Source organism: Pseudomonas sp. MF06569 (assembly GCF_059862735.1).
Map to the genome: position 1 here is coordinate 101511 of NZ_JCBCUZ010000005.1, position 13387 is coordinate 114897.

Annotated in this window: 14 protein-coding genes; 7 read left to right on the forward strand and 7 right to left on the reverse strand. The window is 58.1% G+C overall.

Features of this window, described 5'->3' with window-relative positions; translation table 11 throughout:
• Nucleotides 1-168: 168 nt before the first annotated feature.
• The 3 genes from AC19YQ_RS07305 to ung all read left to right on the forward strand — a co-directional run bounded on the left by AC19YQ_RS07305 (nucleotide 169) and on the right by ung (nucleotide 1870).
• Nucleotides 169-606, forward strand: a complete 438-nt coding sequence (locus tag AC19YQ_RS07305) for a DUF3757 domain-containing protein (protein ID WP_133077692.1) — start codon at nucleotides 169-171, stop codon at nucleotides 604-606.
• Nucleotides 607-806: 200 nt separating this feature from the next.
• Nucleotides 807-1115: a hypothetical protein gene (locus AC19YQ_RS07310; RefSeq protein ID WP_219262926.1), complete on the forward strand. Its 309-nt coding sequence runs from the start codon at nucleotides 807-809 to the stop codon at nucleotides 1113-1115.
• A gap of 62 nt (nucleotides 1116-1177) precedes the next feature.
• Nucleotides 1178-1870 (forward strand): uracil-DNA glycosylase, encoded by a 693-nt coding sequence (gene ung, locus AC19YQ_RS07315; protein WP_133077690.1) that lies wholly within the window; start codon nucleotides 1178-1180, stop codon nucleotides 1868-1870.
• Nucleotides 1871-1914: 44 nt separating this feature from the next.
• Here ung and AC19YQ_RS07320 read toward each other — a convergent pair whose 3' ends face one another.
• The 4 genes from AC19YQ_RS07320 to AC19YQ_RS07335 are packed head-to-tail and all read right to left on the reverse strand — an operon-like array spanning nucleotide 1915 to nucleotide 5964.
• The gene (locus AC19YQ_RS07320; RefSeq protein WP_326397464.1) at nucleotides 1915-2961 is read right to left on the reverse strand and encodes an AbrB family transcriptional regulator; all 1047 of its coding nucleotides are present in this window, start codon (nucleotides 2959-2961) and stop codon (nucleotides 1915-1917) included.
• Nucleotides 2954-4468 (reverse strand): tripartite tricarboxylate transporter permease, encoded by a 1515-nt coding sequence (locus AC19YQ_RS07325; RefSeq protein WP_133077688.1) that lies wholly within the window; start codon nucleotides 4466-4468, stop codon nucleotides 2954-2956. The genes AC19YQ_RS07320 and AC19YQ_RS07325 overlap by 8 nt, the downstream gene beginning before the upstream one ends.
• Before the next feature lies 1 nt (nucleotide 4469).
• Nucleotides 4470-4928, reverse strand: coding sequence for a tripartite tricarboxylate transporter TctB family protein (locus AC19YQ_RS07330; RefSeq protein WP_133077687.1), 459 nt, complete (start codon nucleotides 4926-4928; stop codon nucleotides 4470-4472).
• A 58-nt stretch (nucleotides 4929-4986) separates the two neighbouring features.
• Nucleotides 4987-5964, reverse strand: a complete 978-nt coding sequence (locus AC19YQ_RS07335) for a Bug family tripartite tricarboxylate transporter substrate binding protein (protein WP_133077686.1) — start codon at nucleotides 5962-5964, stop codon at nucleotides 4987-4989.
• Nucleotides 5965-6387: 423 nt separating this feature from the next.
• Between AC19YQ_RS07335 and AC19YQ_RS07340 the strand changes: the two genes are divergently transcribed.
• Both AC19YQ_RS07340 and AC19YQ_RS07345 read left to right on the forward strand, forming a co-directional pair.
• On the forward strand, nucleotides 6388-7059 hold the full coding sequence (locus AC19YQ_RS07340; protein ID WP_133077685.1) for a response regulator: 672 nt from the start codon (nucleotides 6388-6390) through the stop codon (nucleotides 7057-7059).
• A complete protein-coding gene (locus AC19YQ_RS07345; protein ID WP_133077684.1) occupies nucleotides 7052-8455 on the forward strand; it encodes a sensor histidine kinase in 1404 nt (467 codons plus the stop codon). Before AC19YQ_RS07340 ends, AC19YQ_RS07345 begins: the two co-directional genes overlap by 8 nt.
• Nucleotides 8456-8570: 115 nt before the next feature.
• On the opposite strand, the gene AC19YQ_RS07350 is transcribed toward AC19YQ_RS07345, so the two are convergent.
• Together AC19YQ_RS07350 and ygfZ are read right to left on the reverse strand one after the other, a co-directional pair.
• Nucleotides 8571-9374 (reverse strand): HDOD domain-containing protein, encoded by an 804-nt coding sequence (locus AC19YQ_RS07350; RefSeq protein WP_133077683.1) that lies wholly within the window; start codon nucleotides 9372-9374, stop codon nucleotides 8571-8573.
• A 30-nt stretch (nucleotides 9375-9404) separates the two neighbouring features.
• Nucleotides 9405-10349 (reverse strand): CAF17-like 4Fe-4S cluster assembly/insertion protein YgfZ, encoded by a 945-nt coding sequence (gene ygfZ, locus AC19YQ_RS07355; RefSeq protein WP_133077682.1) that lies wholly within the window; start codon nucleotides 10347-10349, stop codon nucleotides 9405-9407.
• Between the two features lie 138 nt (nucleotides 10350-10487).
• On the opposite strand from ygfZ, the gene AC19YQ_RS07360 reads away from it, so the two are divergent.
• On the forward strand, nucleotides 10488-10742 hold the full coding sequence (locus tag AC19YQ_RS07360) for an FAD assembly factor SdhE (RefSeq protein WP_003440597.1): 255 nt from the start codon (nucleotides 10488-10490) through the stop codon (nucleotides 10740-10742).
• Nucleotides 10726-11178, forward strand: a complete 453-nt coding sequence (locus AC19YQ_RS07365) for a protein YgfX (RefSeq protein WP_326397465.1) — start codon at nucleotides 10726-10728, stop codon at nucleotides 11176-11178. Before AC19YQ_RS07360 ends, AC19YQ_RS07365 begins: the two co-directional genes overlap by 17 nt.
• A gap of 10 nt (nucleotides 11179-11188) precedes the next feature.
• Here the strand turns inward: AC19YQ_RS07365 and AC19YQ_RS07370 are convergent, their stop codons facing one another.
• Nucleotides 11189-13378: a lipase family protein gene (locus AC19YQ_RS07370; RefSeq protein ID WP_326397466.1), complete on the reverse strand. Its 2190-nt coding sequence runs from the start codon at nucleotides 13376-13378 to the stop codon at nucleotides 11189-11191.
• Nucleotides 13379-13387 lie beyond the last annotated feature (9 nt).

Genomic DNA, 13387 nt, shown 5'->3' on the forward strand with positions numbered 1-13387 from the left:
TCATTGGCGAATAGTTAGTTGTTAAAGAACTTCACGCAACATTATCGGAAAGTAGCTACGTATAACGGCATTGTTAAATAGTCTTGGTTGATTACTCTTGAAGTTATCGGCAGGCAACGCCTGTTCGTAAATATCAACATTAAAATTCATCTTCTGGAGTGTCTGTTTATGAAGTCAGTTCATGTTTTTTTGTGCGCACTGTTTCTGTCGGCAAGTTCACTGGTAAGTGCGGCCGAAAGTTGTCCGAGTGTTGATAATGTGACCCTCAGGGAGGGCGTCTACACGGCGCCGAGCCACAGGGCCGGGGATGAATGGATCGCGGTCTCCAGTGCATTGTCACCTTCGCGGCTGACGTCATTTGAGGGCGCTGTTTTTTATCCGTTGAACAATCTGCAAGGCACTGCCGGTCGCATCGGATATTGTGAATATAAAGCTCAGGACCGCTCCCGGATCAACTTGTCGTATCGTCAAAGTACGGCGAATGAACATTCAATGCGTCTTGCCAATATTGACAGCTGGACAATGATTGAAAGCGGCGTGGGGCTGATAGTGTACGAGTGCACTGCCGCAAACGCTGGTGCCTGTGCTTTTTCGGTGCTCGACTGAGTGCTTGATTAACTGACGGCGGGTCGACCTGCGAGAGGTGCCAGGGATGGCACTCACCCTTGGTCGGATCTGCAGGTCTGACGCGTTTTATCAACGGCACTGAATATCATTTTTGCTGTCTTAACAGGTGTCAGACGCTGTTGCTGTTTGTCGCCCCCCAGCGTCGCTGGGGGTGCTCTTTCGCGGTCCAGGAGGCCGCCATGTATCGTCGCCTACTTTCTATCATTGCCATCAGCTTATCTGTGACAGCCTGCGTGCCTTACTACTCGGGCAGTTCCGGTTACTACCGCTCTGAGGTGTACTCGGCTCCGGTCACTTATTACGAAGGCGGTTACCGTCCTTACTATGTTTACCCGCGTGGCTACTACGCGCCAGCTCCACGCTACTATCAGGGGCCGCGTTACTACCCTGCACCACGGGGCTACTACCGCGAGCGAGGCTATCATCCTGGCCACGGGCCTGGTTATGGCAGGGGCCCCGATAATGGCGGAGGGTGGCGGGGCCGTTAGGGCAGTTGACAATGGGGGCGGGCTTTTCTAGTGTCCGCCCCATTGTTTTTCAGGATGTAGCCATGACGTCGGATGACCGTATAAAACTTGAACCTGTCTGGAAGCAGGCTTTGCGTGAGGAGTTCGATAAACCTTACATGGCCGGGCTGCGCGAATTCTTGCGCCAGGAGCATGCCGCCGGCAAAGAGATCTACCCGCCAGGTCCGCTTATTTTCAACGCCCTGAACCTGACGCCGCTGGACAAGATCAAGGTGGTGATTCTGGGGCAGGATCCTTACCACGGCCCGGGCCAGGCGCATGGCCTGTGTTTTTCAGTGCAGCCCGGTATCCCGACGCCGCCTTCGCTGGTCAATATCTATAAAGAGCTCAAACGTGACCTGAACATCGATATCGCCCCCCACGGCTGCCTGCAGCATTGGGCCGAGCAGGGTGTATTGCTGCTCAACACGACAATGACGGTGGAGCGCGCCAATGCGGCCTCCCATGCCAAAAAAGGCTGGGAACACTTCACTGACCGGATTATCCAGGTGGTGAGCGAGCAGCAGCCCAAGCTGGTTTTCCTGTTGTGGGGTGCCCATGCCCAGAGCAAGCAAAAACTCATTGATGCGACCAAGCATCTGGTGCTGACCTCGGTGCATCCTTCACCGTTGTCTGCCTATCGGGGTTTTATTGGTAACGGCCACTTCAGTCGGACCAACAAGTTCCTTGAGCAAAACGGCCTGTCCCCGATCGACTGGAAACTGCCGCCGGTTTAAGTGCATGGGAGGAGGCACACCCGCGACATCGGGTGTGCCCAGGATTACAGAGATGACCCGTTGTGGTCCTGGCGAACCCAGTATCGAAACAGGGGTTCGGCTAAAAACAGCACGAAGATCAGCCGCATGACCTGCAAGGCCGTGACCAGCGGGACTGACAGTTGCAGGGTTTCTGCCGTGAGGCTCATTTCTGCGATACCACCGGGCATCATGCCCAGGGTCATGGAGCGCAGATCGAGCTGGGTCAGGGTGCTCAAGCCCAGCGCACACAGGCTGGCGATCAGCATTGTCACCGCGGTGCCGAGCAAGGTTCGTCCGAGAAAGGACGGCGCCCGACGAAAGAACGCCCGGTTGAAGTGACAACCCAGCCCGCTGCCAATCAGCCACTGGCCCATCTGGCTGCTGCCGTCCGGCAGGCCAGTGTGCAAATCCCACAGGATACTGACGCTGGCGCTGACCAGCAGCGGCCCGAACAGCCACGGATTGGGCTGGCGCAAGCGTTGCCAGATCCAGGCCAGCAAAGCCCCTGCCGGAAACAGCAGCGCCAACCAGTAAAAATTGACAGGTGCGGGCTGCAAGGCGGGAGCGCCTTCGCCCATCAGGTATTTGAAGGCTGCCGGGACGCACAGTACAACGGTCAGCACCCGCAGGCTCTGGCCAGCAGCAACCCGGCTCAACACGGCGCCGTTGCGGGCGCCGAGGTTGACCATCTCACCCGAACCACCAGGCATGCTGGAGAAGAACGCCGTGGCGCGGTCCTCACCACTGCGGCGCATCAGCCACACACCGATGACGCTCGATACGCTGGTGAGCAGGGCGCCCGCCAGGATCAGCCAGAAGTGTGCCAGCACCTGCTCCATGACCACGGGCGTGAAGTGCAGGCCGATACCGATGCCCACAATCCACTGACCGCATTTACGTCCGCCAGGGATCTCGGCCAACTGCCAGGGTGTCAGGCAGCGCACCAGGATGATGGCCAGCAAGGAGCCGACCATCCACGGCAACGGCCAGCCGATCAGGCTGGCGAGGTAGCCACCGGCCAGACCGACCAGTGGCGTGCCCCACCAGTGCCTGAATCCTGAATCAAGCATCGGCCAAGGCGCGACGTTGAGCACTACGCTTGCGCCAGATGCGCAGCACAGGCAGCAGCAACATGATCGCCGTCAGTACCCAGACACCCAGGGTGATCGGGCTTGCCCACAGGATCTCCAGCGCACCGTTGGAAATCGACAACGCACGACGCAAGTTCTGCTCCATCAAACCACCCAGGATGAACCCCAGCAGTACCGGAGAGAGCGGGAAGTCGAGCTTGCGCAGGATGTAGCCGAAGATGCCGATACCGATCATCAGGAACAGATCGAACGTGGTGGCGTGCACGGCGTAGACACCGATTGCGGTAATGATTGCGATCACCGGCACCAGCGCCCAGTTTGGCACCGAGAGAATGCGGGTGAAGATGCGGATCATCGGGATATTGAGGATGACCAGCATGATGTTGGCGATAAACAACGACGCAATCAGGCCCCAGACGATATCGGGTTGCTGTTGGAACAGCAGCGGGCCCGGGGTGATGTTGTACAGCGACAGGGCGCCGATCATCACCGCCGTGGTGCCGGAACCCGGTACGCCGAGAGTCAGCATGGGCACCAGTGCGCCGCAGGCCGAAGCGCCGATTGCGGTTTCAGGTGCTGCCAGACCACGCATGTCGCCCTGGCCGAATTTTCCGCTAGCGCCTGCCAGACGTTTCTCGGTCATGTAGGCCACGGCGCTGGCCAGTGTTGCGCCTGCCCCCGGGAGTACGCCCATGATGAAGCCGAGCAAGCCGCAACGGATGTTCACGACAAATACAGCAGACGCTTCCTTGAAGTTGAACATCATGCGGCCCGTGGCCTTAACGGCTTCCTGGCCGCGGTGGGTTTTCTCCAGCAGCAACAGGATTTCGCTGATGGAAAACAGGCCCAGTACCAGCACGACAAACTGAATGCCGTCAGTCAGGTGGATGTTGTCGCCGGTGAACCGGTAAACACCGCTGTTGGCATCAATCCCGACTGTAGACAGAAACAGCCCGATAAGTGCAGCGATAAAGGTCTTGAGAGGGCGGTCCCCAGCCATGCCGCCCAGGCAAACGATGGCGAACACCATCAGCACGAAATATTCCGCCGGGCCGAAGGCAATCGCCCACTTGGCCAATAACGGGGCGAACAGCACCATTCCACAGGTGGCAATGAAGGCGCCGATGAACGAGCTCCACGCGGACAGCGACAGCGCCACCCCGGCCAGCCCCTTGCGGGCCATAGGGTAGCCGTCGAGGGTGGTCATCACGGTGGACGCTTCGCCCGGGATGTTCAGCAGGATTGAGCTGATACGGCCGCCGTATTCACAGCCCAGATAGACCGCGGCCAGCAGAATCAGGGCAGACTCCGGTGGCAGGCCCAGGGCAAATGCGATTGGAATCAGCAGTGCGACCCCGTTGATCGGCCCAAGCCCCGGCAACAGGCCGACCACCGTGCCGATCAGAGTCCCGCAAAGCGCGGTGACCAGGTTGTACGGGCTGAGTGCGACGCCAAAGCCCTGGCCCAAATAGCCAAAAGTATCCATATCAGTTCTCCAGAGCTTCGAGCAGGCCAAGCGGCAGTGGGACGTCCATCGCTTTATCGAACAGCAGATAAAGACCGACGCTTATCAGGCTGACGATCACGCAACTGGGTAGCCAGCGTCCGCCATACAGGCGTGCCATCGGGATACCGATCAGGATGCTGCTAAGGATAAAACCCAAGAGCTCGAACGTACCGGCGAAGATCAGCAGCAACACGGTGCACAGCGCGATCTTGGTCAGGGTTTCGCGGTCCAGCTGCGGGTCGTCTTCACTGTGGACGACGGGCGTGGGGCGAAAAATCATGTAGACAAGCCCCAGTCCCATCAGGCCGAGCATCAGCAGCGGGAAGGCCCGCGGGCCAACGGGTTCATAGGAAAACTGCGCCTGATAGGGCCAGGCCATCAGCGCCAGTGCGGCACACGCGAGCAGCAGCACTGAGGCAAAAATGCGTTGGAAGAGCATGGTTCACTCCTGAACCGGGCCTGCGAAGGATCGTGGCCCGGTTACCGGTCAGTAAGGCTTACTGAATGAGGCCAAATTCCTGGGCCAGGACTTTGTAGTCAGCCACCTGCTTTTTGACGTAGGTGTCCAGCTCCGGGCCGGTCATGGCAAACGGGAACAGCTCTCGCTGATCGCGCAGGGTGTTGAACTCTTCGGAGACCAGCAGCTTGTCGAAAGCCGCTTTCCACCAGGCGTAATCCTCGTCGCTGACCTTCGGCCCCAGGTAGAAGCCGCGCACCACGGGCCAGACAATGTCATAGCCCTGCTCTTTGGCGGTCGGAATGTCCTTCATCTCCGGCTCGTCCAGGCGTTCGTTGGCGAACACCGCCAGCAGGCGCATGTCGCCGCTCTGGATATGCGGCATGGAGTCGGAAATGTCCGTGCTGCCGACCTGGATATGGCCGCCCAGCAACGCTGTGGCGATTTCACCACCACCTTCCAGTGCCACATAACGCAGGTCGCGGGGGTTGATCCCGGCAGCCTTGGCAATCAGTGCCGTTTGCATCCAGTCCTGGCTGCCTACCGTGCCGCCCGAACCAATCACCACTTTGCTCGGATCTTTCTTCAGTGCTTGAACCAGATCGTCGAGATTTTTGTAGGGCGAGTCGTTTTTCACCGCAATCGCTCCGTAGCTGGTGCCGACAGCAGCCAGCCAGCGCACGGCACCTTCATCGAAACGACCGAATTTGCCCTGCGCCAGGTTGAGCAATGAGCCGCTGGACCAGGCGACCAGGGTGCCACCATCGGCCGGGCGCTGGGCGACCACGGCGTTATAGGCAACGGCGCCCACGCCACCGGGCATGTAGGTCACGCGCATCGGCTTGCTGAGCAGCTTTTCGTTCACCAGTGCGCTTTGCGCCAGTTTGCAGGTGAGGTCGAAGCCACCGCCGGGGGAGGCCGGGGCAATGCATTCAGGACGTTTTGGCTCGGCCATGAGCTGGCCGGTGAACAGCATGCAGCCGGCAGCGAGTGCCAGGGTGCGCAGGGGAAGTTTCATATCGTCTCCTCAGGAGCTTTTGTTTTTATAGGGCATTTTTTGTTGCTTGGAATCGTTGGCGCAGAGCCGTGCTCCACCCGCGTTACGTAGAACGTGCAGACGGCAGACAGCCACTCGCAGGGGCCGCGAGGGGAGTATCGGACACGCAAGAAATACAGAAGCGAGGGGTCTTGGACTGATAAGTCAGCATGGGGTGCTCCGTTATTGTTCTTATTGACGAAAACGCTTCAAGGCGTTTTTCGGGCCGTTGTGCTGTGCATAACGGCAACAGAGATTCCTGTCAGTCTCGCGATGCTAGCTCGTCAACCTTTCGCTAACCTTTCAGTAGACATTCCCTGTTTTTGGGCTTCACAGCACTCCTGTCGTCTGTACACTCCGCGCACAAAAGGCTGCGGCCCGGACAAAAAAATTGAGGTAAACACGATGCGTGTGCTTTTGGTCGAAGATCAGCTACAGCTGGCCGAGAGTGTTGCCCAGGCCTTGAAAGGCACTGGCCTGACCGTGGATGTACTGCACGATGGCGTGGCGGCCGACCTGGCCTTGAGCAGCGAAGAATATGCAGTGGCGATCCTAGATGTGGGATTGCCTCGCATGAATGGTTTTGAAGTGCTGGCGCGTTTGCGTGCCCGTGGCAAAACCTTGCCGGTGTTGATGCTGACGGCGCGCAGCGACGTAAAGGACCGGGTTCATGGGCTCAACCTTGGGGCCGATGATTACCTGGCCAAGCCTTTTGAGCTGACCGAGCTGGAGGCGCGGGTCAAAGCGCTGTTGCGCCGTAGCGTGTTGGGCGGCGAACGCCAGCAGCAATGCGGGTCCCTGGTGTACGACCTGGGCACCCGACGCTTTTCCCTGGGTGATGAGCTGCTGACCCTGACCTCTCGCGAGCAAGCCGTGCTCGAAGCGCTGATTGCACGGCCGGGAAGGGTCATGAGCAAGGAGCAGCTGGCGGCTCAAGTGTTTGGCCTGGACGAGGAAGCGAGTCCTGACGCCATCGAAATCTATATTCACCGCTTGCGCAAGAAGCTCGACGGCCAGGCGGTGGCGATTGTGACCTTCAGGGGCCTGGGGTACTTGCTGGAAAGCCGCGATGTTTAAACTCGACAGCTTGCGCTGGAGCCTGCTCTGGCACCTCACGCTGTTGCTGGTTGTCTTGATGCTGGCTAGTGGGCTGAGCGCCTATTTCAATGGTCGTGAGGCCGCCGACACGGCGTACGACCGAACCTTGCTGGCCTCGGCCCGAACCATTTCTGCAGGCCTTTCGCAACGTGATGGCACCCTGAGCGCAGATGTTCCCTACGTTGCCCTTGATACGTTTGCCTACGACAGTGCGGGCCGAATCTATTATCAGGTCAACGATATCCATCAGCACCTGATTTCAGGTTATGAAAACCTGCCTGCTCCGCCACCGGGCACGCCGCGTACCGATGATTACCCGGCGTTGGCGCGTTTCTATAACGGCACCTACCTGGGGCAGAACGTGCGGGTCGTGAGTTTGCTCAAGGCCGTCACCGAACCCAGCATGAATGGCATGGCGGAAATCCGCGTCGCCGAAACCGATGAGGCCCGGGTGGCCATGGCGCGCAGCTTGATGGCGGATACCTTGCTGCGTTTGGGCATGCTGGGGCTGGGGGCGTTGTTGGTCGTGTGGTTTGCCGTCAGTGCCGCTTTACGCCCGCTGGAGCGTTTGCGCACAGCCGTTGAGGAGCGTGAGATGGATGACTTGCGACCCTTGCCGCTGGTCTCGGTACAGCGAGAGTTGCGGCCATTGGTTCAGGCGCTCAATCACTTTACCGAGCGCTTGCGCAGTCAATTCAAGCGTCAGGCGCAGTTTATTGCAGATGCCGCCCATGAGCTGCGTACACCCCTGGCGGTGCTCAAGGCCCAGCTTGAGCTGGGTTTGCGCGCCAATGATCCGTCGACCTGGCGCAATACGCTCGAGCAGGCGACCCAGGGCACTGACCGCCTGACCCACATGGCCAATCAGCTACTGTCGCTGGCGCGTATTGAAAATGGCGCCCGCGCCATCGCCGAAGGGGGGGCGCAGTTGCTCGACCTCAGCCAGTTGGCCCGCGAGCTGGGGATGGCAATGGCACCGCTGGCCCATGCCCGGGGTTTTGCGCTGGCGCTTGAGGCCGACCAGCCGGTGTGGTTGTACGGTGAGCCCACGTTGCTGCATGAACTGCTGAGCAATCTGGTGGACAACGCCATGGCCCACTCGCCATCGGGTAGCAATATTATTTTGCGAGTCAATTCGCCCGCGATACTGGAAGTCGAAGATGACGGTCCGGGGATTCCTCTTGAAGACCGCGAACGGGTTTTTGAACGCTTCTATCGACGCAATTCACACGTGGCGGGGTCGGGGTTGGGCCTGGCGATTGTGGGCGATATCTGTCGCGCTCACCTGGCACACATCAGCCTGCATGACGGTGCCCAGGGCGGGTTGAAAGTGCGGGTCAGTTTCGTGCCGGCCAATGGCGGGCGGGTGCAGTAGCAGGCGTGTTTTGTGTGGGAGCCGGTTTGCCTGCGATCCAGGCGACCCGGTTTGACTGAAAGACTGCGCTGATGCCATCGCGAGCAAGCCCGCTCCCACAAAGCCAGCTGCTGGCCTAGATAAACATTCCGCGTGCGTCATTGAGCTGCTGTTCAAATTTTGCATCGCCTGCATCCAGCCCCAGGTGCTTGAAGGCGGGCAGGGCGTTCAGCTTGTCGATGTCCTGTTGCATGAACACGGTCGCGATTTGAACAAGGTCGATGTAGTCGATGTTTTTGGATTCGCGAGAAAAGTCCTGATACTGGCCCGGAACCTTTAACAGCATTTCCGGGAACTCCCACCCCGCCAGCAATTTGTCGCCAATCAGCGGGTGAATGCTTTCAATGACGTGATTGAGTGAAATCGGGTCGGAGAGCAGTTCGTTGTTCTCTTCGGCGTAGGTCAGGATGGGCAGCACGCCGATTTGATGCACCAGGCCACCCAGTGCCGCCTGGTCGGGCTTGAGCGAGGTATGGCGGCGGCACAGGGTGTAGCAAATCCCTGCCACCTCCAGGCTTTGACGCCATACATCGCGCATTTTTTGCTCAACGACTTCCGAGCGGGCATGGAAGATTTGCTCCATGACCAGCCCGATCGCCAGATTGCTGCTGTAGTTGACTCCCAGGCGCGTGATCGCGGTGTGCAGGTCAGTGACCTCCCGGGTGGCACGCAGCATCGGGCTGTTGACCACTTTGATCAGGCGTGCGGACAGCGCGGTGTCGCGACCGATGACCTTGCTCAAGTGGCTGACGCTGATTTCAGGGTTTTCAGCTGCCTTGCGGATGTTCAACGCCACTTCAGGCAGCGTTGGTAAAACCAGATCATCTCTATCAATGGCCTTGATCAAGTCCATTTGGACTCTGCGCGCCAGCATGCTCATTTCTCTAGGGGGTATTTCGATGTGTGGCAATCAACGCTGGATCTCACGATCACGGTCCAGTTGATACGGCAGCTCAAGCAGCGAAAGGCCAGGGCCTTGCAAGTCGCCCACGTGAATATCCCCCGCTTGCGCGGCATCGGAGGTCAGGACGGCCAGCAACTCGATCCCGTTCTCTGCTTTGGCCCCAAGCACCACTTCGCCTACGGAGCTGGTGTGGGTAGGGGAGAACAGAGGGGTGCCGGGCGCCGGGACATCATGACCCGCCTCCAGCGACAAACGGTAAAGATGGCGTTTGAGCTTGCCCAGGTATTGCATGCGGGCGACGATTTCCTGGCCGGTATAGCAACCTTTTTTGAAGCTGACACCGCCCACGGCTTGCAGGTTGATCATCTGCGGAATAAACAGTTCGCGGGTCTGGGGCATGACCTGGCCAATGCCTGCGCGTACCTGGCCCAGCAACCATTCATTGAGATCGGCCTCAACCAGTTGCGTTTTCAAGTGCTGGACCAGGCTTTCGGTCTGCTCCACAGGAGCCCATAGCTCAGCACGGTCTTCGGAGGCGCGAATGGCGATCAAATCGCTGGCACGAGCAACGCTGTCGGTTTCGGCAGGCAGGTTCAGGCCCAGGCTTTGCAGTACCGCGTCCGCCTGGTACAGGCCAAAGCGAACCCAGTTGGCGCTGTCGTCGGTCAATTTGGATTTGGAAAACACCGCGTATTTTTTCAGGTCTGCCAACTGGGGTTCAACCAGCTCGCGAGCCATCGCCAGCAGACAGCCGTTGTCCTGCAGCACGATGCGAAAACTGGACTGCATGCGGCCTTTTTGCGTGCAGCGGGCCCCCAGGCTCGAGCGGGTTTCACTCAGGTAGTTGAGGTTGCAGGTCAACTGGCCTTGCAGAAACTTGCTGGCGTCGTTGCCGATCACAGCAAGAATGCCTTCGTGGTTCAGAGTGCAGAAAAAAGCAGAGTCGGCCATGGGTCATCGCAGGTAAAAAATGTCTGGGACACATCATAGAGGTGTGCCCTGCAAATGGGTAGTTCCAGGGGCCGACCAAAGCCGACTGTTCTATGACGGATCGGCCTGTATACTTGCGCTCTATTTGAGGAGCGCTCCATGGTCGAAGATGTTGAACTCAATCGTCTCTACTGGCACAGCCGTCGCGGCATGCTTGAACTGGACGTGCTGCTGGTGCCTTTCGTCAAGGAGGTGTATGCCACCCTTAACGACGTGGACCGCGAATGCTATCGCAAGCTGCTGGAATGTGAAGACCAGGACATGTTTGGCTGGTTCATGGAGCGCGCCGAGTCTGAAGACCCTGAGCTGCAGCGCATGGTTCGCATGATTCTGGATCGTGTCCAGCCCAAGTAATTATTTTGAATGCCGCTGGCATGCCTGCGGGCAATTGCTGGCGGCTTATCTTGCAGCCCAGGCCCTGGCGCTGATCTCAATCTGCCTTCTTTCAATACCTGTCTGGGCACGTGTGCTTGGCGCTTTGTTGTGCCTGGCCCATGGGGTTTGGGCGCTGCCACGGCATATTCGACTGACCCACGCCAGTGCCGTAACCCGATTGCGCCATGATGCCGATGGCTGGCAGTTATGGAGTCGTGACAAGGGCTGGCAGGCCGTGCAGTTGCGCCGTGACAGCCTGGCGCTGCCCTGGGTCGTGATCGTGCGCTTTCGTGTACGCGATGAGTGGCGGGTGCGGGCGGTGTGCATCCCGGCAGATGCGCTGGCGCCGGATCAGCACCGACGCTTGCGCGTGCGACTGAAGTTCAGTCGGCGTAGGTGGCTGGCACCCGAATAGTGCCCAGGGCCTAGAACAGTGAATCAATACTGACGGTAAAGGGCGTACCAATGACGCGTCCGTGGAGCAAGCCCAACCGTTCATGATTGGCGTCTGCGGTGGGGGCCATGGCCAGTTGTTCCGGGACCTTGTTTTCCGGATGAGCATCCCAGCGCAACAGGCACTCTGACAGCAGGTCGGGCTGTGTTGAAAACGCGCCGTAAACACGGGCCTCGTTGATTGTGCTTTGCTGCAGGCGTTTCAAGCGCTCGAAGGTCATGTGTACCTTGTCGATCTCACGATTGAGCGCATCGATGGTCAGTTCGATGGCCCGGTTGTAGGGGGTAGGAGAGTCGCTGAGCATGCGGCGCTTGGAGCGCAGTTGTTCCGTGATTGTTGCCAGAGCAATTCTGATGTGCTCGAACTCATCATAGGTCACCAGAGAGCGCTTGAGTTTCAGGGCTTCTTGCCAACGCCGCAGGGCAGCCCAGCAACCGGGGATATAGCCGCCGACCATTGAATGGTTGTCCGCGTCAAAAATCTGGGAAATGAACCCCGACCTTTCAGGTAGCCCATTGTTCTGATGAATGGCCAGAGTACAGGCCGCATGCTCGGTAATGGTGTCGCAGCCGGGTTCCCACATAATCGAGGACATTTTGTTTGCGCCGAACGCTACCGGCATAAAGTGTTGCAAGGTGCCGTGATGCTCGTAAGGCTCGCCGGTCAAGTTGGCAATGCCCGCGACAAAGCCTGCGATGCCCAGAGGCGCGTTAAAGAAAGTGAGTGCCGCTCCCGGGAGGTACACCCTGGGCTTGGTGTTCATCCAGGGTGCCGGCACGCTGGGTACCGGGTCGTTATGGTTGACCATGCGGTAATGCACCAGATCGGCAGCGCTTTTTACAAAAGTGCTGTCTGCTGCTCTTGGGGCGCCGTAGGTGTACAGCACGATGTCAACTTCATATTCTTTCTGGCGCCGCAGCATCTCCGAGAGCAGTAAGGAAATTGCCCCACCCAGGCTATGGCCGCAAATGATCAGCTTCTGTCCGGTATGGAACTTGTCGAGGTACTTGATCGAAAGCTCATAGACTTTCAGCGCAGCGTCATAGAACCCACGGTGGACCTTGCCCAGGCCTTCTTTTCCAAAAGGGGTTTGGAAAGCATCGGCGTCTCGAAGCGCATCTGCGAGTAATTCACTGGTACCACGCACAGAAATCAGCACCAACTCGTCGTTATGGGTGATAAAGGCTTGGGTGTCGGTATCATTTTTCTGGCCGCGGTCATCCAGAAAATGAATCTTGGCAGGGGTTTCTTGCTCCTCACCTAAATCCGGGCTATTAGCCGGGTACAGGTCGGGGTCGAAGGGTGCGATTTCAAGGCGCTTTGAATACGGAACGTCTTCGTATAACGGGTAGTAGGCACTGGTTTGCCCAGGGTCTACTTTCCAAATTTCATCAAACCTGGCCAGAGCGTCGCCAAACCAGTTACCCATGCTCGGCTGTACAGGGAAACTTACAGTCTTCTCTCTGATGGGCGGCTTCTCAGGCTGCTGACCAAACGGGTTGTAGCTCAAGGTAGCCATAAGGGCGAGCTGATACAGATTCAGCGCACAGAACTGCGAGTCGGTGGAGAGCATCGGGCGCAGGGCCCGTAAAGGGCGCACTTCCAGTACGTTATGTTTATTTGGAAGTAGGCAGACGCCTTGTTTGCCATGCTCGCGCATCAGCTTGGCCCAGTGTTTATTGGGCGGATAGTGAGCTTCAACCTCGGGCGGTAAATGTGCGACGTGTTTAACCAGATGGCGAACTTCAACTTGGCAGAAAAAATCTGCACTGGCTTGGGCGGGGTTACTTTGAGTGCGTGAGCCGTCGTTATGAAAGTAACGGGTTTGTTCGGCACGAACTTGCAGCTCTGTTATGGGGAGAGGGTAGTGGTCCCGTTGTATTAAGTCCTTATAGGGTAGGGCCTTGTCGGTATAATTCTGTGCAAGAGTTATGGAAATTGGGCCAGAAAAATGGTTGTCTACTTTTCCTGCACCTGAGCGGTCCAAGGTGCCTTTATATAATTGGCCTTCTGAATCAATAACGCTGTAGTTCAGCCCCGCATAAGACAGTCCCTCACCTAATTCATCAACAAACTTGAAGCTGGTCCAATTTCCTTGGGCAGGGCAGGCGAACATGCGACTGTTCAGAGGGTGTTTCACCTCTTCATCAAAAGTGGTCATTTTTTAGTT